The following is a 20,422-nucleotide window of genomic DNA, read 5'->3' on the forward strand; positions in this document are numbered from 1 at the left end:
CTGTATGTTTGATAACGAGTAGCTAAGGATTCATTATGGCGCAAGCGCAATCTGGGATTTGTGCTGAAGCAAACTTACACGGTTTGCACCTGTTTTTTAATGTTTATGATGGTCACGATGAGTCATTACGCAAAAAACTTAAACGCGTAAGCGTCATTCAAGACGAGTTTGCAGACCAATTCTCTGAAGCCATGTTGTCATGTGTGGTTGCGCTTGGTGCGCAGTACTGGCCGCATATACTGCCAGAGTTTATTCCAAGCCAATTACAAAGCTTTCCAAATGTGACGCACAGTGAGCACGTCATGAGTGCGCAGCCATTCGATTTGTTTGTGCAAATTCGCTCTGATCGTGAAGATGTAAATCACCTTTTTGCTCTACAAATCATTAAATTATTTACACCTGATGTTGAGCTGGTGGAACAAGTTCGTAACTTTCGCTTTTTAGATGGCCGCGATTTTAATGGCTTTATTTATGCGGGAGACACTCCGCATGGGCGACAAAAGCGAAGCACCGCACTGATTGATAAGCCGGGTCATTTTGAAGATCAGGGAAGTTATATTCATGTGCAGCGTTTTGTGCATGACCTAAGCGTGTGGCAACATTTGTCGTTATCTGAGCAAGAGCAAATCATGGGGCGTACACGTCTTGATAACACGTTAATAATGCCAGCTGTTGAAACGAGTCATGCAGTACGAAATGAATTAAAAGATGAAAAGGGTCAGCCTCTCATACTCAATCAAAGCATGCCGTTTGGTGACGTTCATAAACAGGGCATTTTAATGGTGTCGTGTGCAGCGCAAGGTGATGCGTTTGAACAGGTACTCAAAAGCCGATTAGGGCAGGGCGAATGTTATGACCATTGGCTCGATTTTACACAAGCCGACATGGGGTCTGCATTTTTCGCCCCGTCAGTAAACTTTTTGAAGCAGCTTTAACGTTAAACTGTATCGAATAATGTTCTAACACGGTCTAGCGTGACATCGATTTCAGAAATTTTTGCAGGGGCGATAAAAATAGTGTCGTCGCCTGCAATTGTACCCAGTACACCGTCTGCCTTACCTAATGAATCCAGTAATCGGGCAATCAGCTGTGCAGCCCCTGGGCTGGTACGAATAATAATCATCATTTCGTTGTGCATGATGTCGATAACAAGCTGACGAAGAGGGCTCTTTGCGGTTGGCACACCCATTTCGGCAGGTAAACAATACACCATTTCTTGTTTTGCATTGCGTGTGCGTACAGCGCCAAATTTACTCAACATGCGTGAGACTTTACTTTGGCTAATATTATCAAAGCCTTGGTCTTTTAATGCTTCGACAATCTCACCTTGTGAGCCAAAGTTTTCTTCTTTTAATAACGATTTAAACGCTTTGATCAGTGCTTCTTGTTTGTCTTGTGGTTGCATGTTGTCGTTTCTTTTATTCATCAAATATGAAGTAATTCTACACAATTCTGCATAGTTATGCAGTATTTGTTTGCATTTGTCGTCCAAATACCGTCACGTTACAGCTAAGTTTACAACTATGGTCGAAATTATACGCGAAATAAGCAGGATAAATTTGTTTTTAGTCGCTAATTTCATTATCTTTAGGGCCACAAATATTTCCTACCTCAAATTACGGAGAATTCCAATGAAAGTTGCTGTTTTAGGCGCAGCTGGCGGTATCGGCCAAGCATTGTCTTTATTATTAAAAACAAGTTTACCTGCAGGTTCTGAATTATCGTTATACGATGTTGCCCCTGTTGTTCCTGGTGTAGCGGTTGATCTTTCTCACATCCCAACTGACGTTAAAGTTGAAGGCTTTGGTGCAGACAGCTTGGACGCTGCATTAGTAGGTTGTGATATCGTTCTTATTCCAGCGGGTATGCCACGTAAGCCGGGCATGGACCGTGCGGACCTTTTCAACGTAAACGCAGGTATCATCAAAACATTAGCTGAAGGCATCGTTAAAAACTGCCCTAAAGCGTTAGTCGGTATCATCACTAACCCAGTAAATGGCACTGTGCCAATCGTTGCTGAAGTATTCAAAAAAGCGGGTACTTACGATGCTAACCGTGTATTCGGTATTACGACTCTTGACGTGATCCGTTCTGAAGCGTTTGTAGCTGAGCTTAAAGGCTTAAGCGCAACTGACGTTAAAGTCCCTGTTATTGGTGGTCACTCTGGTACAACCATTCTGCCACTTCTTTCACAAGTTGAAGGCGTTACTTTCACTGATGAAGAAGTTGCAGCACTTACTCCACGTATCCAAAATGCAGGTACTGAAGTTGTTAATGCTAAAGCTGGTGGCGGTTCAGCAACACTTTCAATGGGTGCCGCAGCGGCTCGTTTTTGTATGTCTTTAGTGAAAGGCTTACAAGGTGAAGACGTGGTAGATTACGCATACGTTGCTGTTGAAAATGGTGATGCTGCTTACTTCGCACACCCAGTACGTTTAGGTAAGAACGGTGTTGAAGAAATTCTTTCTTACGGTGAGTTAAGTGCATTCGAAGAGCAAGCTAAGAACGACATGCTAGCGACACTTAACAAAGACATCCAAGAAGGTGTTGATTTCATCAACGGTTAATCCCGATTGATGCTAAGCGCTTCACATGCATGTTGAAGCGCTTAAAACAAAAAAGCCTGCAATTGCAGGCTTTTTTAATGGCTCGAATAAAGTATCGCTTAGTGATCGCGGGCGACCGCAATCCGCGCTAAGCTTTCTAACGCTTGTTTGTATGGCGTGTCGGGTAAAAAAGCAATGCATGCAATGGCTTTATCAGCTTCTTGCTCTGCTTTTTGCATTGTAAACTCAAGGGCTTTGGTATCAGCGAGCGTCGCTAGAATGCTGTCTAAGTGATCCATACCATTGCCTAGTTCAATGGCTTCACGAACTAGTTTTACTTGCGCTGGTGTGCCTTTTTGTATCGCGTAAATAAGCGGTAAAGTAGGTTTACCTTCAGCTAAGTCATCACCAATGTTTTTGCCAAGTTGCTGTGCATCGGCATTGTAATCAAGTACATCATCTACTAGTTGAAAAGCAGTTCCTAAATGCATGCCGTATAGGTTTAATGCGTCGAGGACTTTTTCGTCTTGCTCGGTAATGATAGCGGCAAGACCCGTTGCGGCTTCGAAAAGCTTGGCGGTTTTGCTGTAAATAACCTGCATATAGCTTTGTTCGGTGGTGTTAGGGTCATTACAGTTCATAAGCTGCAACACTTCACCTTCAGCAATGACATTGGTCGCATCAGCTAAAATTTGCATGATCGGCATTTTGCCAAGCCCAACCATAAGCTGGAATGAGCGAGTGTAAATAAAATCACCCACGAGCACACTGGCTGCATTGCCAAACTCTGCGTTTGCGGTAGGTGTACCTCGACGCAAATTAGACTCATCAACCACGTCATCATGCAGCAAAGTTGCTGTGTGAATAAACTCAATGATGGTTGCTAGGGTAATGTGATCTTTACCCTCATAGCCTAAAGCTTTAGCTGCTAAAATAGCCAACATGGGGCGAACACGCTTGCCACCACTGTTAACTATGTATAAACCAAGTTGATTAACCAACGCGACATCTGAGCGCATTTGGGCATGTATAAGTTGATTGACGTCATCCATTTCATTTTCGATTAACGCCTGGATAGCTTTTATATCCATTGATCTCCGAGCCAATTTTTATGGGTATACGAGGCTGATTGTACATCAAAAATTGCGCTTGCTCGATATTTTGTGATGATTCAATAAAAAAACACGTTAAAGTTTCTGTTTTCGGCTCAATTATAGCGACTTAATTTTATCTGCTTGTTTAATAAGTGAACATTCTAGAGTGATTTATTAGCTATATTTGCCTCGGTCATTTAATTGTCACAAGATCGCAAAAACCGCTTGGCAAGCGGTGTTTTTAGGATAAAATAAGGGAAAATATTGAATTGCCCTTAATGCAGCTATTTTTTATTCATTTTATCTAAAAAGAGGCTTGCTAGTTTTTGCGCATTAGCGTAAACTTCGCGCCCTATTGAAGAATATTTTAGTTGCGTCGATTTGAGGGCGCACAGACGGAGTTAATTATGTACGCGGTTTTCCAAAGTGGTGGTAAACAGCACCGTGTGACTGAAGGTCAAACAATTCGTCTTGAGAAATTAGACGTTGAAACTGGTGCAGCAGTTGAATTTGATTCAGTACTTTTAGTTGCTGATGGTGAGAAAATCGAGATCGGTGTACCGTTCGTAAACGGTGGTAAAGTGACAGCTGAGGTTGTTTCACACGGTCGCGGTGAGAAAGTGAAGATTGTTAAATTTAGACGTCGTAAGCATTCTCGTAAGCAAATGGGCCATCGTCAATGGTTCACTGAAGTTAAAATCACTGGCATTAGCGCTTAATTAGAGGTACTTAGAAATGGCACATAAAAAAGCAGCTGGTAGTACTCGTAACGGTCGCGATTCAGAAAGCAAACGCCTAGGTGTTAAGCGTTTTGGTGGCGAATCAGTTCTAGCGGGTAGCATCATTGTTCGTCAACGTGGTACTAAGTTCCACGCTGGTGCAAACGTAGGTATCGGTAAAGACCACACTATCTTCGCAAAAGCAGATGGTAAAGTTCAATTCGAACAGAAAGGTCCTTTAAACCGTAAATACGTAAATATCGTAGCTGAGTAATCATCTCGATATTTGAAAAACCCCGCCTTTGCGGGGTTTTTTGTTTTAAGGCACTCGATTATATAGCTAAGCATCTTCGGCACTGTACGAAGATGCTTAGCTATATAATTAGGTGTATAATACAGTTATTAACAAGCCAATCTTAAAGTGAGTAATCATGAAGTTTGTAGATGAAGTGGAAATTCGTTGTGACGCGGGTGATGGCGGCAGCGGTGTCGTATCTTTCCGACGTGAAAAATATGTGCCGGATGGCGGTCCTGATGGCGGCGATGGCGGCGATGGTGGCAGTGTCTATCTACAGGCCGATGAAAACTTAAATACCTTAATTGATTATCAGTTTGAGCGTTTTCATAAAGCAGAGCGTGGCACCAATGGTCACGGTCGCAATATGACCGGTAAGAAGGGCAATGATTTAGTCCTTAAAGTACCTGTTGGAACCCGTATTACAGATGTTGATACTGAAGAGTCATTAGGTGATTTAACGATGCATGGCCAGAAACTGGTTGTTGCAAAAGGAGGCTTCCATGGCTTGGGGAATGCACGCTTTAAATCAAGTACGAACCGTGCTCCGCGCCAAAAAACATTAGGTACGCCTGGCGAAGTAAGAAATTTACGTTTAGAACTGATGTTGCTTGCTGATGTAGGCTTACTGGGGTTACCTAATGCGGGCAAATCAACATTTATTCGCAGTGTATCTGCGGCTAAACCTAAAGTTGCTGACTATCCATTTACAACGCTTATTCCTAATTTAGGGGTTGTGCGTCCTGATGCTAATAAGTCATTTGTCATAGCCGATATTCCAGGATTAATCGAAGGTGCCTCTGATGGAGCGGGTCTTGGTATTCGCTTCTTAAAACACTTAGAGCGTTGTCGTGTGCTGTTACATATCATCGATATTATGCCTGTCGATGGCACTAACCCAGTGGACAATGCGTTTGCGATTGTTAATGAGCTTCATCAGTACAGTCCTAAACTTGCTGATAAGCCGCGTTGGTTAGTGTTTAATAAAATAGATTTGCTGCCAGAAGACGAAGCTGAAGCACTTTGCCAACAAATAGCTGAAGAGCTGGGTGAAGAAACCAATGTTTACCGAATTTCTGCCGCAAACAAGCAAAATACCCAAGCACTTTGTCACGATATCATGGCGTTGCTTGATAGTATGCCGAAAGAAAAATTCGCTGAAGAAGAGAAAGAAGAAGTTGAATTTAAATGGGATACATACCATCAAAAAGCAACGTCGAAAGATGACGACGACGATTGGGATGATTGGGACGATGATGACTACGATGTTGAAGTTATCTACCAACGTTAAAGTTTAAAACGGAAAAGGAGCCTCGCGCTCCTTTTTTATTAATAAGAAAAAAGTATTAAAGGTGTAGTGTGAAAATTTCAATGATTGCTGCAATGGCAAATAATCGTATTATTGGTCAAGACAATCAAATGCCTTGGCATTTGCCTGCCGACTTACAGCACTTTAAACAGGTTACTATGGCTAAACCTGTGATTATGGGACGTAAAACCTTTGAGTCTATAGGTCGACCATTACCAGGGCGTCAAAACATAATTATTAGCCGTAATGCTGATTATAAAGCGGAAGGGATTGAGGTTGTAACATCTCCAGATGCGGCGCTAGCCCTAGTAAAAGAGGCAGATGAAGTGATGATCATCGGTGGAGGAAATATTTATCAGCAGTTTCTTCCTCACGCAGAGCGACTTTATTTAACCTTCATTGATCTTGATGTAGAGGGAGATACGCAGTTCCCAGATTACGAAAGTGTTGCTAACTGGACAGTTGTCGAGCAGGAAGAGAAACTGCCAGATAACAATAATCCACACCCGTATACTTTTGTTACTTTGTATAAAAAACCTTAACAATATTGCGATAAAATTGTTTGATTGGTACAATAATAGTCAAGCTTGGTAAGCTAAAAGTATTACATAAGGGCAAAATATGATGAAGTTACCAAATATGTTATTAGCCGCAGCAGTTGTTACGGCTTCAGTTGCGTACACAGCACCTGTTAAAGCCGACGATCAACAGTTGGCGCTTTCACTTTGTGAGTACATTGCTGCAGATGATAAGAATCGTTTACGTGATAAACTAAAAAGTTCACGCGTAAAGATCCGTAATATCATCGACGCTTTTAAGTGCAATGACAACAACATGCTTCGTCATGCAATTGTGAGTGGTGCAAACGATACGGGTGAGTATATTGTTAAGCGTTTACCATCTTCTTCATTTGAAGACGGTGCAGACATCGCATGGGCTGAAGCTAATGGCTTTGGTGGCTCGCCAGTTGTTGCTGCTATTAAAGAGCGCGCAGGTCTTTAATAGTAAAGCCAAACAGATTTATAAAAACCGCACTCGTTGCGGTTTTTTTATGTCTGTGAATAATACCAATTCAAAATCATGCTAATACCTATCTGCAATAATACTTACTTATTTTGAGTGATTACACCAGTCGCTAGCTGCGTTAAAAATGTCTGATTTACGACTGCATGGATGCCGGAGGGAGAGTAATGCAGGAGCAATTGCCGAGAACAACTAAATAACGAAATTTTTGTCTTGTTATCAACGCGGTTTTATTGCCTCAAAATAGACCTCTTAATTAAGCGCAGTGATATGAATGGGGATCATTGAATGAGCTGAAGGGGGAATAAAAAAACCGTGTTTGCGATGCTAAACACGGTTTTTCTATTTAGGTATAGCGAAGGCTATTTAAACTTTAAAGGCATCCACCGACAGTCGTAACTCTTCAGCTAATTTAGCGACTTCTGAGCTTGAAATGTTCGTCTGGTTAGCCCCTTCAGCTGTTTGTTCAGCAATAGCAACGATTGACTCTAAGCGCTCACTGATCTCTTGCGAGACTTGTTGTTGTTCGTGCGCAGCTGTCGATATTTCTTCACTTACGTTATGTGCTTGGGCAACAGCTGCGGTGATTGAGTCAAGTGCAGTGTTGGCTTGGTCTGATTGCTCAACACATGATTCAGCTTGTTGCTTACCTTTAGACATTGCGGCAACAGCGGCTTCAGCACCAATTTGCAGTGATTCAATCATTGCTTGGATTTCCTGCGTAGACTCTTGAGTTTTGCTCGCAAGAGAGCGTACTTCGTCTGCTACAACAGCAAAGCCACGGCCTTGTTCACCTGCGCGTGCTGCCTCAATAGCGGCATTAAGTGCAAGAAGGTTTGTTTGCTCTGCAATGCCACGTATCACATCTAAGATACCGCCAATTGATGCACTGTCTTTATGCAGCTTATTAATGACTTGAGACGCGTCATCGACTTCACGTGCAAGCTGTTCAATCGTCGCTTTGTTTTGCGATGAGATACCCTTAACACGCTCGGCTTCTTTATCTGCGTTTTTAATTTCACTCAGCGCTTGTTGAGCACTGCTGCTAACCGCTTGAGAGGTACTGCTCATTTCTGTCGTCGCCGTTGCTGCTTGTTCTACTTGTGCTTGCTGGTTACGAATGGCTTGGCTTGACTCTTCGGTAATCGCCGATGTTTCCTCAGACGCAGCGGCAAGTTGCGTAGAACGAGAAATAATACCTTGGATTAGCGTACGTAAGCTTTCTATTAATGTATTACAGCTACGTGAAAGCTCACCAAATTCATCTTTTGCAGTGTCATCTAAACGTTGTGTCATATCACCACTGGCAACGATATCTAGAATACGGTTTACTTCAGAAAGTGGCTTAGTGATACGGTTTACAGTCATGGCTGCAACAACGATAGCAATGAGCGTTGCAATAATCATAGCGACCCAAGTCCAAAGTGTCGCTGTCGTCACGTTACCACTGACGTCTTGCTGTAAATCAAAGGCAAGCACTGTGGCATGATCAACGAGTTCACGCAGTTGTGTTAATGCTTCTGTTGTCGAGTTTTCGGCATTAGCAAGCTCCGCTTCAGTTTGAGCAATGGCATCAATTAAACGTTTTTTGTTGGCCGATAAGCTATTTGAACCTTTTACATTGTTGGCAAGTGTTTCAAAGTAGCCGTTTAAATCATTGTATAGGCTTGCATTCGACTCAATAACAGCGGGGCGAATTAAGCTTAAGCTGCGCTCAATTTCTTCAAGGTAATATATTTGCTCTTTTTTAATGATTTCTAGCGTATTCAGTGTTTTCACTGTGAGCATATCAGTGCTGTTAGTCACTAATGATTGAAAATGATTTTCTAAGTTGTTTGCTGCTTGATAAGCACGAGAGTGATTCTCTTCTAAGCCATCAATATCAATAATATCGAGTACCACAGAGTTTGCATCTTCAGCGCTAAGCTCAATACTTTCAAGTTGAGTACTGAGAGTTTTGTTAAGTTCAAGCTGCGTTTTTTTATCTTTAAACAGGTTATCAACCGATTTAGCAAAACGTTTATAGGTTTGTTCTACTTGTTGACTACTTTGTTTTAGTTTTGGGTCATCACTAACCACGTTTTGTAAATCTTGATAAGAATTATCATAACGTTTTTTCTGTTCATTAAAGCTGCTACGTGTCGCTGCTAGCTCATCTTGTGATGCTGTGTAAAAGCTCGCTTGTGCGGATTTACTCATTAAGATGAATTCGACCTGTAGCTCATAGCTTTTATCGAGAGCAGGGAGTGACAGCTGATTAACTCGCTGTGTAGATTGATCAATATTGGTAATTCTGATCAATGAGTTACCACCAATAAATAGCAAGAGTAGGGTAATGACAATAAAGCCGCCCCAAATACGCTGTCTAACGGTCAAGTTCATATGTAATTCCACTAATAGTACTAATCAGTATTTATCGGCAGGGTTGCTGATAAGTTAAGTATTTAAATTAAATTGGCTTTTATTTAAATTTACTTTAATTGATATAAATCTAACAGATGTTCAGTTATTTTTCAGTTAATTTAGATAAAAGAGTGAGAACTTTCGACAAAACGCTCTTTTTTACTGAGTTCCATGAGAGTCATTTCTCCTCCCCACACACAGCCTGTATCAAGGCCATGTATATTTGCTCGTTGGGTTTTTCCTTCAATTGCCGCCCAGTGACCAAAAACAATCTGCTGCGTTAATTGCGTTATATTCGGGTGTTCAAACCACGGTATTGTTGAGCTATTTGCACTGGTACTGGTTTTGTTTGTGAGGTCTAAATGGGCCTCTTTGTCTACAAAACGCATGCGTGTGAAGTAATTTACAATGTAGCGAAACTTAGCTTCATTACTGAGTGTTGACTGCCATTTAGGCGGATGAGTATCGTACATATGGCTAAAAAAATGTCGAGCATCAGCACCTTGATAGCAATTCTTTGCAAAGCGAGCGCGTTTCAATGCTTTCTTAATCGACCAATTGGGGTTTAAACCGGCATGACTTATGAACATGTCATACTTTTCAAGCCATAGAGCAAGTGGTTGTTGCTGTAAAAATTGAATATAGTCAGTGAGTTTAGAGCTGCTAAAAACAGCACTGAGCTTATCTTTTGGGTTGTGTGGTTTATTTAAATGATAACACGCGATCATGTGCAGGTCATGATTGCCAAGCGTAATGCTGACACTGCCTTGCATTGCATAGAGTCGCTCAAGGCACCCAAGGGAATCTGGGCCTCGAGCAACTATGTCACCAACTAGGTATAGGTGGTCTTTGCTAGGATTAAAATTAACGCGCTTGAGTAGTGCGTCAAATTCACTGTAGCACCCTTGCAAATCCCCTATCGCGTAGTCAGCCATCGATACTTAATGCAGTATGTTAGGGCGTGCTAGACGAAACACGTCAATTGGGGCTTCAAATTCAGTGCCGAATTCGTTACGCATGGTGTAATAACCTTGCATTGTCCCTACAGGGGTGTCGAGCACTGCGCCACTGGTGTATTTATAACTTTCACCTGGGGCAATAGTGGGGGTTTCACCAACGACACCTTCGCCTTGAACTTCGACTTCCTTGCCATTGGCATCGGTAATTAACCAGTAGCGACTTAATAGCTTAGCACTGCACAAACTATGATTTTTAATCGTGATAGAGTAAGCAAAAACGTATTTATCTTGTTCAGGCTCCGATTGACCTTCAACGTAGAAGGTCTCAACAGAGACCTTAATTGGCGAACCTAAATTACTGCTTGTTGTCATAAATCCAATTAGCTATATCAATAAATTGTTGTAAAGACAGACTTTCTGCACGAAGTGTAATATCAATACCAATGCCTGTAAGCTCTTCAGCAGTCAGTAGGTTTGATAAACTGTTGCGCAGTGTTTTACGACGTTGGTTAAACGCTTCTAAGCACACAGTGTTTAAAAGCTTGGTACATTTAGCTGTACGTTGCTCAGGCTTCTTAGGGATCAAACGAATGACCGCTGAATCAACTTTAGGTGCAGGTTTAAAGCACTCTGGGGGCACATCAATCACTGGCATTGCATGGCAGTAATACTGTGTCATGACAGTTAAGCGGCCAAAAGCTTTGCTACCAGGGCTTGCTACCATGCGCTTAACAACCTCTTTTTGAAGCATAAAGTGCATATGCTCAACGTTGTCAGCAAATTCAAATAAATGAAACAGCAGAGGAGTCGAAACATTGTATGGCAAGTTACCAAAAATCTTTAGTTTTTCGTCTTCTTTAATCAGGGTGCTAAAATCAAACTTCATTGCATCACCTTGATGCACTGTTAGTTTTGGCCCTAAAAAAGGATGACTTACTAAACGCTCTGCTAAGTCTTTATCTAGCTCAACAACAGTTAGATGGCCACTTAAGTCTGCAACGGGTTCGGTGATAGCACCAAGACCAGGGCCGATTTCTACTAAATTGTCTTCGGGTTTAGGATCGATAGCCGTCACAATTTTATCGATGATCATGTCATCATTTAAAAAGTTTTGGCCAAAACGCTTTCTGGCGCGGTGTCCTAAATGTACTTTATCAGTCATTAATTTTGTGCTTTTTCATGGGCGAGCTTAATTGCTTCGCGGATCGCTAATTCAAAACTACCCACATCGGCGGTTCCTGTACCGGCTAAATCAAGTGCCGTACCGTGATCCACTGATGTGCGAATAAATGGCAAGCCAAGGGTGATGTTCACCGAGTTGCCGAAACCTTTGTATTTTAGCACAGGTAATCCCTGATCGTGATACATAGCAAGCACGGCGTCGGCCTGTGACAGGTATTTATCTTGAAATAATGTATCAGCGGGCAGCGGACCAATTAAATTCATACCCTGATTATTTAATAATTCGAGGGTGGGGGCTATCGTATCTATTTCTTCGCGGCCTAGATGACCATCTTCACCAGCATGTGGGTTTAAACCACACACCAAAATACGGGGTTTTTCGATACCAAATTTAGTCTGTAGATCGTGGTTTAAAATCGTTGCCACCTTGCTTAGGCGCTCAACGGTGATAGCACGTGACACATAAGCTAATGGAATATGTGTAGTGACAAGGGCAACACGTAATCCCTCGGTTGCAAGCAGCATCACTACATCTGCTGTATTAGATTGCTGCGCAAAGTACTCGGTATGACCGCTAAACGAAATACCCGCTTTGTTGATAATGCCTTTGTGCACTGGGCCTGTGACTACTGCCGCAAAGGTGCCATCCATATTTTTTTCACTGGCGATACGAAGCGTATCTAAGACATATTGACCGTTTGCATCATTTAAGACACCCACTTCAACTTCTTCAGCTAGGTCAACCTGATGCAAATAGACACTGCCTGCCGGTGCAATTGCTGGAGCTTGGTCTTCATCAAATTTGATCAGGTCGATGTTTAAACCAAGCTGTTTGGCGCGTTGTTTTAATAACGCACCATCAGCAATTACGACAAGTTGGGCATCCCACGCGTGTTGCGCTAACTTAATTAATAAATCAGGGCCTATACCTGCGGGTTCACCTGGGGTGATTGCTACTCTTATTGTCATAATGATTATTCTACAGGGAAGATATCAACATGAGCTTGCTCACGCATTTCTTGCTGCCAGTTGAAGCTTTCTTCTTTAAACTTACGATTAAACAGCAGTTGATGCGCACGGTTACGTTTAGCAAGTTCAGTCTTATCTGCGACACGTTTATCAAGCAACTGCACAATATGCCAGCCAAATTGCGTTCTGAATGGCTCACTGATCTCGTTTTTATCAAGTGACAACAAGGTGTTTTTGAACTCAGGCACATAGGTGCTTGGGTCTGTCCAATCGTATTCGCCGCCTTTTAGCGCAGAACCTGGATCTTCAGAGTACTCTTTTGCAAGTTCAGCAAAGTCGGCGTTACCTTCACGCAAGTCTTTCGCAAAGCCTTTAAGCATCTCGCGCGCTTTTTCTTCGCTTAAAATGATAGACGGCTTAATAAGGATGTGACGAGAGCGAACTTCTGTGGTTTCAACTACTTGGCGACCACGTACATCTTGTACTTTAATAATGTGGAAACCTGCGCCTGAGCGAAGTGGACCAACGATATCGTCTTTTTTCTGACCTTTTACAGCCTCTGCAAAGAGTGAAGGCATTTCATTAATACCCATCCAGCCTAACTGACCACCTTCAAGCGCTTTTGAGCCACTTGATGATGAAATTGCAATGCGCTTGAACTCTTTACCTTCTTTTAAAAATTCAATGACTTTGTCAGCACGTGTTTTAGCGCTGGCAATTTCATCGGGTGTTGCATCACTTGGAATATCAATCAAGATGTGGCCGATATTGTACTCTTCGGCATTTTTACCTTGTGTTTCCATTATTTTTAAAAGGTTATCAATTTCTTGTGGGCTGATGTAAATACGGCGATCGACGTTAGCACGTGTAACTTGCTGGGTGGTGATCTCTTTACGTATTTCTTCGCGGTAAGCGGGAAAACTTTCACCAGCCGCTTCAATCGTGCGACGCAAATCAGCAATCGTGCCACCTTGCTCGCGAGCCATGTTTTCTAGCGTTTGGTCAAGCTGTGAATCCGAAATCTCAAGGCCCATACGCTCTGCAAGTTGCATCATAAGAGTTTGGCTTACAAGTCGTTCAATCGCTTGAATGCGCAACGTATCATCCGATGGGAGCTCTTGGCCTTGCTCGGCTGCTTGTGCTTTTACGCGATTAATAATTGTGTCGACTTCGCTTTGTAAGATAACACCTTGGTTAACGATGCCGACAACTTTGTCTATTTCGACAGGTTTTGCGAAAACGCTTTGGCATAAGCCAACTGTTAATAATGCTGATGCAAATAATTTTTTTAAATTCATACTTTTTCTAATACTCTTGCTAATAGTACTGCGGTACTAGTTATTAAGAAAATACGGTCTACGATAGCCAAAAATACCTTGTTGTAATAATTTTTGTGCATCATAACGGCTTTTACTACCAAGTCCTTTTAACACGATATTGAAGCCAATACTGGTATCAAAAGTGGCTTGCTCTTGGCCAATCGCTTGATTCAAATCGGTTTCGATTTGACGACGGCCAGTGATTTGAAACGCCCAGCAGCACGATTCATACTGCAGGCCGCTGAAAACCTCAATGCTACGACCACTTTCTAAATCGCGGTGATAGCTGCCAACAAACTGCCAATCATGTGTTAGCGGAATGCTGGTAAATAGACCAACTTGCTCGATTGTATTGCCTGAGACATCATTTGCATAGCGATGGTTCAATTGTACGAGCTGTTTATCGTCACCTTTATAATCTAAAGTGATATTTGACTGGATTATTTCTTTACCATCGGTGTCATATTGAATCCCCCCAGATAAATACCAGCGACGGTGCCAATGTAACATGGTTTGCGCGGCAAACAAGGCATTGTAGTTTGTATCAGACTGAATCCCTTGCGAAGTCGGTTTGGCATCATCGCTTAAATAAAAGATTTGCCCAGCACTGAAATTAAACACTTCTTCATTGTCGCTGCTAAATAAGCGCGTTGTTGCACCTAAAGTAAATTGGTTTGCGGTTGCAATGCGGTCGATGCTCGAAAAGCGACGATCTCTAAACAAACCAAAAAAGTCATCTTGTAACTTGGTGGTATCGTAAAGGCCAATATTCGACTGGTCTTTATTGGGTGTATACAAATACTGAATTTGAGGTTCTAACGTTTGAATGCCTTCTTTGAAGAAAAAAGCGGTTTCACGTTCAAAGTTTAGTTGGCTGTATAAACGTACTTTTGGCAGTGTACGTGTGACTTTTTCTTCAAAGTCAGTGCCCGTTAGATCACCGTGTTGATTATAAGTGGTGTGTAATAGGCTTACTTCAGATAAAAAAGACCACGCATACTCTTGATACCCCAAACTGGCTTTTGGTTCAATGTGAAGGCGGCTTGCTTCATCAATCACTGCATTGTTATTGGTAAAGTAGCTAAGTTCACCGTCGAGTGTTAAATCGACACCATAAAAGTCGTATGGGTTAGTTTGTGAAAAACTAATTTGTGGTAATGCTGCATAAGATTCACGGTGATCACCGAGCACTTCAAAGCTTTGAAGTTTGATGTCGGTACGCCACGTATCACCTAAATGCGTTAGTGAGCCTGTACGATATAACTGGGTATCTGTGCGAGTGGCATAATTCGAGTTTAAATCGGTTAAGTAGTTATCATCGCTCACATTGGTAATATCAATGTTGCCGCGCCAGTTCTCACCAAAATAACTTTGCTGTTGCCAGTGAAATAAATAGCGCGAGTCAACACTTGGCTCTTCGTCGTCTTTATCAAGGTACTCTACAGCGATTAAACCGTTATTTTGCTCTGTTAAATAACGAAACTCACCAATCATTTGTAAGCCACGCTTAGACATATAGCGCGGCGTAATTGTTGCGTCGTAATTAGGCGCTATATTCCAATAATACGGCGTGATAGTTTCAAGACCGTAGCGACCAGAGCTTGAGAAATTAGGTGTTAATAATCCTGACTTACGGCGGTCATCTAATGGAAAAGTGAAATAAGGGATATACAACACGGGCGTATCGAATACGCGTAATACGGTATTGTGAGTTTCACCCCAGCCATCTTCACTCGATAAATCAATTTCATCTGCTTCAATTGCCCATACCGGTGTTTCGCCCGGACAGGTAGTAAAGCTTGCGTTCATGAGGTTTAGGCCAGACTCATTGACTGTCAGTTTTTCTGCGCCACCATGACCGAGCTGGTCGGTGAGCTTATAGTCAGCGCCAAGTAGGCTTAATTCAGAGTTATTTAAATCTGCGTTGAGCCCAGAGCTATTAATTTGGCTAACTTTATCGCGATAAACGATAGGGCCGGTTGCATTAAGTAGACCACGTTGTTTGTCAATCAGTGCACTTTGTGCGGACAAATTCATCGTTAGGGTGTTAATATCTACATTACCGGTAAATTCTGCGCTTTGGGTACCCAATAGTTCAATATCATCGGATTTGATATCGATCATATTAAGTTCAAGGCCAGGGAGCGGTTGCCAAGCTCTGGTTTGCATTGAAGTGCCACAAAAGTTGTGTGCCAGTTCAGTTTCGGCGAACGATGGTGCGCTAAGTACGCTTAGCATCATTATGCCCCAGGTTTTGCTCATTTAATGACCTTAATGCTCTTTGGTTGGATATAAGCTAGACATAATAAAGGAAAACAATGGCAAATACAGTAATTGACTTAGTGAAAAATAGATATCTTACTAAATGAATCGTTATAAAAGTTTACAGCAGTTTTTAAATCCTCATTTTAAGGAGGATGAATATCAATTAGCAGCCATCACTGGCGATGCGAGTTTTCGTCGGTATTTTCGTATTAATACCGCAGAACAAAGCTTCATTGTGATGGATTCTGATCCTGATAAATTAGATAACACGCCCTATATTGAACTAAACAAAGTGTTCTCTAAACATGGTTTTAAATTACCAAAAATTCTTCAGGCTGATGAAAAGCAAGGCTTCTTTTTACTGAGTGATTTAGGCAATACACATTTAGCTGACTTACTTGGCGATGAAGACCGCACGCTACATTATAAGCATCTCATAAAGCTCAGTGCACAATGGGCGCAAACACCGCCTGCTCAATATATGAAAGTGTTTGATGATGACTTTTTGCAATTTGAATTGAGCATTTTTAGCGAATGGCTTGTCGATGCGTTTATTGATTGTTCGTTGTCGGATGAGCAAACACAGATGTGGCAAGATGCCTGTCAACTGCTGGTCAATAATGCGCTGGCGCAACCTATAGTGACCGTACACCGTGATTTTCATAGTAGAAATATTATGCGTACAGGACAGCAGTGGGCGATTATTGACTACCAAGATGCAGTGCAAGGGCCAGTGTGTTATGACTTAGTGTCGTTACTTCGAGATTGCTACTTTCAACTTCCTGAACATGAACTCGACTATTTACTGCATTTTGCCTATGACGAATTTACCAAGCAGCAGTTAATTCACGGTATTACGTTTGAGGTGTTCAAACGGTGGTTTGATTTAACAGGAATACAGCGTCACTTGAAAGCGGCCGGTATTTTTTGTCGTTTAAAATTACGCGATGGAAAATCTGGCTATTTAAATAATGTGCTGCCAACGCTTCAATATATTAGTAATGTAAGTAAAGATTACCCAGAGTTAAGTGCACTCAGTGAGTGGATTGAACACACTATCATTGTGCAGACTAAAAAGCGGTTAGACAAAGAGATTAAATGAAAGCAATGATTTTAGCGGCAGGCCGTGGAAAACGCATGATGCCGTTGACTAGTACGCTGCCTAAACCGATGTTAAAAGTGGCAGGTAAACCATTATTAGCACACCACATTATTAACTTACGCCAAGCAGGCATTGTTGATATTGTCATAAACCTTGCATGGCAAGGAGATAAAATAAAGCAGTATTTTGGCAATGGCGAAGCGTTTGGTGTCACCATACAGTACAGCCAAGAGTGCGAAGGTGGGCTTGAAACAGCCGGTGGCATACTTCACGCTTTGCCCTTGCTTGGCGAGCACTTTGTGGTGATTAACGGGGATGTATTTACTGATTACGATATGACGTCACTCACACAACTGCATTTAGAACCCGGCGAAGCGCACCTTGTTTTGGTTGAAAACCCGGCCCACAATCCTGACGGTGATTTTGCGTTACGCCATTTAGGTCCCGATAGTCAAAAGTACACGTTTTCAGGTATCAGCCGTTTTCATGCTGACTTTTTTAAAGGCCTAACACCGGGTGTGCTTGCACTAGGGCCTATCCTGCGTGAGAAGCTGGCAGAGTATCAAGTATCCACTGAGCTGTACCTTGGTCAGTGGGACGACATAGGCACACCAGCCAGACTCGACGAACTAAACCAGCGCTTAGCTGTAAAATAACAACGAGGGTTTATCATTATGTGGGGAAAAGTACTGGGATTCTGCTTTGGCTTTATGTTTGGCCGGTTTGTTGGCGCTTTGCTGGGGTTGTACCTTGGTCACATGTTTGATCGCAGTTTAAAACAAGACTTTGATAAAGCGGGCGGTTTCTCCGGCCTGTTTAAAGGTGATGATATTAATGAACGTCAAGCGCTGTTTTTTTCAAGCTGCTTTGCGGTTATGGGTCATATTGCCAAATCAAATGGTCGAGTCAGTGAAACGCACATTAAAGCTGCGAGTGTCTTTATGAATGAAATGGGCTTGTCGGGTGATGAGCGCCGTGAAGCACAAGATGCATTTCGAAGCGGTAAAGAAGCCGATTTTTCACTAAAAGAAACGGTTCATGATTTTAAAGAACGTTTTGCCCGTCGTCATGACTTGCTGCAATTATTTCTAGAAATTCAAATTCAAATGGCATTCTCTGATGGTCATCTCGCAGAACAAGAAAAACAATTATTGCACGAGGTGAGTAAACAGTTAGGAATTTCACGCACACAATTTTCATTCTTACTAAAACGTTACCAAGCTGAATTTGCATTTCGTCAGCAGCAACAGCGCTTTTATGAGCAACAAAACCAACAACACAGTACTCATAATGAGCAGCAGGGTCATCGAGTCCCGCCAAACAATAGCATGAACCGTGCTCAGGCACTTGCGTTACTTGGCTTAAGTAAGGATGCGTCTGCGCGTGATATTAAAGTAGCTTATCGTAAGCTCATGGCACAGCATCACCCTGATAAGCTGGTATCGCAAGGGCTACCTAAGCACATGATGGAAGTCGCGGTGAAGAAAAGCCAAGATATTCAAGCCGCTTATGAATATTTAAAGAAGGCGGCGTAAAAAGCCGTCGACTTCTTTGAGCAACCGCTCGTGTTGCTCAGGTTCTGTGGGGGTTCCGAACAATTCTCGTTGTCGATAATCATATTTAGCGTTGCGCCTAACCCAGCGTTTTCTATCGTTGACGCTTTGAAGTGTGTCTGGGTTACCTTCACTGTAGAAAATATCTAACAGTGGTGGGCTAATGGTCGACAACGTGGCATTGAGATGCTGGTTTCGAATACTGTTTGGAAGGTAGCTTCCTAAACTAATAAAGGCATTCAACTCGTTATTGGGAAAGCTTGCATAGTGCTCAATAAGTAGCCCAGCACTGGCCCCCTGCGCCAGTACTATAATGTTGCCACCTTCATCCATTGCGCTGTTATATAACGCATTAAAACGTGCAATAAGCTTGAGCTTATAATCATCAAGTATCGCTTCACTTATGTTTGGCTTCGCTGAGACAAAGTGAGGCGCTTGTTGTGTTTGGGCTGGTGGAGCTGAGTCAGCTTGCTGGTTATTTTGCGTTGTTGACTCAGTTTCAGAGTTATCAGTGGGCTCTGGCATCGCCATATCGGCAGGGTGCCAGTCAATATCAGGCATTGTCATAGCGAGTGTCGCATAGCCAATATCATTTAATTGCTTACGTAAAAAGTTGATCCCCGCATTATTGGTAGGCACGTCTTGCCAGTCTGGAATAATTAACACGATGCCACGTTGTGTTGGCGCCATAGATTGACGATATAAACTAATGAACTCATCGTCACCGGCCAGTAAAGTACGCATTTCATCGCTGGGTAAAAAGCGTTGAATATCGTTAGTGACCAAACTTGACCAAGGGGTGGGTTTAATAAAATCGGCAGCATTCACATTACCCATCAACGCAAAACAGGCTGCGTAAACTAAGCAATGTGCGGGTTTTAACGTCATGCCGAAATTTCCTGAGTCTTAAATTAAATCAGTGATTAAATTAACTATCGGCAGTATTGGTAAAATATTTAGCTAATTGTCTTAAAACTCAGGAGCTGCCTCAAAAACAAGCGTTTCACCACTGACAGGGTGAGTTAAACTGAGCATTTCTGCATGCAGTTGCAAACGAGGGGCCAGCGCTAATGCTTCTGAGTGGGCATACAGTCTATCCCCTAAAATTGGGTGACCTAAAGACAGCATGTGCACACGTAGTTGGTGAGAGCGCCCTGTAATTGGGGTCAGCTCAACGCGCGTTGCCTGAGCTTCATGCTCAAGTACTTTAAAGTGTGTTAATGAAGGCTTGCCTTTGTCGTGATCAACCATTTGTTTAGGGCGGTTAGGCCAATCACAAATAAGCGGTAAATCGACGGAACCTGTTTGCTGTTCAAGCTTACCAAATACACGCGCAACATAGCGTTTGGCGGTTTTTCTATCTTGAAACTGAATACTTAGATTGCGATGTGCTTCTTTATGCATCGCTAAACAAATAATCCCTGAGGTTGCCATATCTAAGCGATGAACAATTTTAGCGTTAGGAAATACGCGGTTAACGCGTGCAATGAGGCAATCGGCATGTTTTGGGTCCTTACCCGGCACCGTAAGTAAACCACTTGGTTTATTGACGATCAGTAAATCATCATCTTGATAAACAATGCTCAAATAGGGGGTCATTGGGGGATTATAATTGAGTAACACAGCCAGCCTCGATGATATGCAAGGGCGTTATTTTAAAGGAGTATCAATGCTTACACAATGC

General features: G+C 42.4%; 21 protein-coding genes. 10 read left to right on the plus strand and 11 right to left on the minus strand.

From position 1 onward, the window contains the following. Positions 1–35: 35 nt before the first annotated feature. On the plus strand, positions 36–935 hold the full coding sequence (locus ACSSVW_RS09665; protein ID WP_065979651.1) for a Dyp-type peroxidase: 900 nt from the start codon (positions 36–38) through the stop codon (positions 933–935). Between the two features lie 2 nt (positions 936–937). Here the strand turns inward: ACSSVW_RS09665 and argR are convergent, their stop codons facing one another. Then, entirely contained in the window at positions 938–1,405 is a 468-nt protein-coding gene (gene argR / locus ACSSVW_RS09670; protein ID WP_036965948.1) for a transcriptional regulator ArgR, read from the minus strand. 226 nt (positions 1,406–1,631) lie between these two features. Between argR and mdh the strand changes: the two genes are divergently transcribed. After that, the gene (mdh, locus tag ACSSVW_RS09675) at positions 1,632–2,567 is read left to right on the plus strand and encodes a malate dehydrogenase (RefSeq protein WP_036965950.1); all 936 of its coding nucleotides are present in this window, start codon (positions 1,632–1,634) and stop codon (positions 2,565–2,567) included. Positions 2,568–2,665: 98 nt separating this feature from the next. On the opposite strand, the gene ispB is transcribed toward mdh, so the two are convergent. Further along, positions 2,666–3,637, minus strand: a complete 972-nt coding sequence (ispB, locus tag ACSSVW_RS09680) for an octaprenyl diphosphate synthase (protein WP_036965954.1) — start codon at positions 3,635–3,637, stop codon at positions 2,666–2,668. A 410-nt stretch (positions 3,638–4,047) separates the two neighbouring features. Between ispB and rplU the strand changes: the two genes are divergently transcribed. From rplU to ACSSVW_RS09705, 5 genes are all read left to right on the plus strand, one after another. Next, on the plus strand, positions 4,048–4,359 hold the full coding sequence (rplU, locus tag ACSSVW_RS09685; RefSeq protein WP_036965957.1) for a 50S ribosomal protein L21: 312 nt from the start codon (positions 4,048–4,050) through the stop codon (positions 4,357–4,359). A 16-nt stretch (positions 4,360–4,375) separates the two neighbouring features. Then, positions 4,376–4,633, plus strand: coding sequence for a 50S ribosomal protein L27 (gene rpmA, locus ACSSVW_RS09690; protein WP_036965960.1), 258 nt, complete (start codon positions 4,376–4,378; stop codon positions 4,631–4,633). Positions 4,634–4,790: 157 nt separating this feature from the next. Continuing rightward, a complete protein-coding gene (cgtA, locus tag ACSSVW_RS09695; RefSeq protein ID WP_036965963.1) occupies positions 4,791–5,945 on the plus strand; it encodes an Obg family GTPase CgtA in 1,155 nt (384 codons plus the stop codon). Positions 5,946–6,025: 80 nt separating this feature from the next. Next, positions 6,026–6,505, plus strand: coding sequence for a type 3 dihydrofolate reductase (gene folA, locus ACSSVW_RS09700; protein WP_036969051.1), 480 nt, complete (start codon positions 6,026–6,028; stop codon positions 6,503–6,505). Between the two features lie 79 nt (positions 6,506–6,584). Further along, positions 6,585–6,965, plus strand: a complete 381-nt coding sequence (locus tag ACSSVW_RS09705; protein WP_036965965.1) for a DUF3718 domain-containing protein — start codon at positions 6,585–6,587, stop codon at positions 6,963–6,965. Positions 6,966–7,352: 387 nt separating this feature from the next. Here ACSSVW_RS09705 and ACSSVW_RS09710 read toward each other — a convergent pair whose 3' ends face one another. From ACSSVW_RS09710 to lptD, 7 genes are all read right to left on the minus strand, one after another. Next, positions 7,353–9,368 (minus strand): methyl-accepting chemotaxis protein, encoded by a 2,016-nt coding sequence (locus ACSSVW_RS09710; RefSeq protein ID WP_036965967.1) that lies wholly within the window; start codon positions 9,366–9,368, stop codon positions 7,353–7,355. Between the two features lie 140 nt (positions 9,369–9,508). Further along, positions 9,509–10,324 carry a symmetrical bis(5'-nucleosyl)-tetraphosphatase gene (locus ACSSVW_RS09715; RefSeq protein WP_036965970.1) on the minus strand — a complete coding sequence of 272 codons (816 nt, stop codon included), beginning with the start codon at positions 10,322–10,324 and terminating at the stop codon, positions 9,509–9,511. A 6-nt stretch (positions 10,325–10,330) separates the two neighbouring features. Continuing rightward, the gene (gene apaG, locus ACSSVW_RS09720; RefSeq protein WP_036965974.1) at positions 10,331–10,720 is read right to left on the minus strand and encodes a Co2+/Mg2+ efflux protein ApaG; all 390 of its coding nucleotides are present in this window, start codon (positions 10,718–10,720) and stop codon (positions 10,331–10,333) included. Continuing rightward, on the minus strand, positions 10,704–11,510 hold the full coding sequence (gene rsmA / locus ACSSVW_RS09725) for a 16S rRNA (adenine(1518)-N(6)/adenine(1519)-N(6))-dimethyltransferase RsmA (RefSeq protein ID WP_065979654.1): 807 nt from the start codon (positions 11,508–11,510) through the stop codon (positions 10,704–10,706). The genes apaG and rsmA overlap by 17 nt, the downstream gene beginning before the upstream one ends. Further along, positions 11,510–12,499, minus strand: coding sequence for a 4-hydroxythreonine-4-phosphate dehydrogenase PdxA (gene pdxA / locus ACSSVW_RS09730; RefSeq protein WP_065979655.1), 990 nt, complete (start codon positions 12,497–12,499; stop codon positions 11,510–11,512). Before pdxA ends, rsmA begins: the two co-directional genes overlap by 1 nt. 5 nt (positions 12,500–12,504) lie before the next feature. Beyond that, positions 12,505–13,797, minus strand: a complete 1,293-nt coding sequence (surA, locus tag ACSSVW_RS09735) for a peptidylprolyl isomerase SurA (protein WP_036965983.1) — start codon at positions 13,795–13,797, stop codon at positions 12,505–12,507. 36 nt (positions 13,798–13,833) lie between these two features. Next, positions 13,834–16,080, minus strand: coding sequence for an LPS assembly protein LptD (lptD, locus tag ACSSVW_RS09740; RefSeq protein ID WP_065979656.1), 2,247 nt, complete (start codon positions 16,078–16,080; stop codon positions 13,834–13,836). Positions 16,081–16,183: 103 nt separating this feature from the next. Here lptD and ACSSVW_RS09745 point away from each other — a divergent pair, with 103 nt between their 5' ends. From ACSSVW_RS09745 to djlA, 3 genes are read left to right on the plus strand one after another with little or no spacing between them, the layout of a single operon-like run. Beyond that, positions 16,184–17,185 (plus strand): aminoglycoside phosphotransferase family protein, encoded by a 1,002-nt coding sequence (locus ACSSVW_RS09745; protein ID WP_036965989.1) that lies wholly within the window; start codon positions 16,184–16,186, stop codon positions 17,183–17,185. Further along, positions 17,182–17,841: an N-acetylmuramate alpha-1-phosphate uridylyltransferase MurU gene (murU, locus tag ACSSVW_RS09750; protein ID WP_065979658.1), complete on the plus strand. Its 660-nt coding sequence runs from the start codon at positions 17,182–17,184 to the stop codon at positions 17,839–17,841. The genes ACSSVW_RS09745 and murU overlap by 4 nt, the downstream gene beginning before the upstream one ends. Before the next feature lie 18 nt (positions 17,842–17,859). Then, on the plus strand, positions 17,860–18,720 hold the full coding sequence (gene djlA, locus ACSSVW_RS09755; RefSeq protein ID WP_118844612.1) for a co-chaperone DjlA: 861 nt from the start codon (positions 17,860–17,862) through the stop codon (positions 18,718–18,720). On the opposite strand, the gene ACSSVW_RS09760 is transcribed toward djlA, so the two are convergent. Both ACSSVW_RS09760 and rluA read right to left on the minus strand, forming a co-directional pair. After that, positions 18,703–19,626, minus strand: a complete 924-nt coding sequence (locus ACSSVW_RS09760) for a DUF3530 family protein (RefSeq protein ID WP_454179233.1) — start codon at positions 19,624–19,626, stop codon at positions 18,703–18,705. The two genes, djlA and ACSSVW_RS09760, sit on opposite strands and share 18 nt — an antisense overlap. Positions 19,627–19,707: 81 nt before the next feature. Then, entirely contained in the window at positions 19,708–20,361 is a 654-nt protein-coding gene (gene rluA / locus ACSSVW_RS09765) for a bifunctional tRNA pseudouridine(32) synthase/23S rRNA pseudouridine(746) synthase RluA (RefSeq protein ID WP_421418868.1), read from the minus strand. Between the last annotated feature and the right edge of the window lie 61 nt (positions 20,362–20,422).

It is taken from the genome of Pseudoalteromonas sp. MBR-15 (assembly GCF_053628915.1).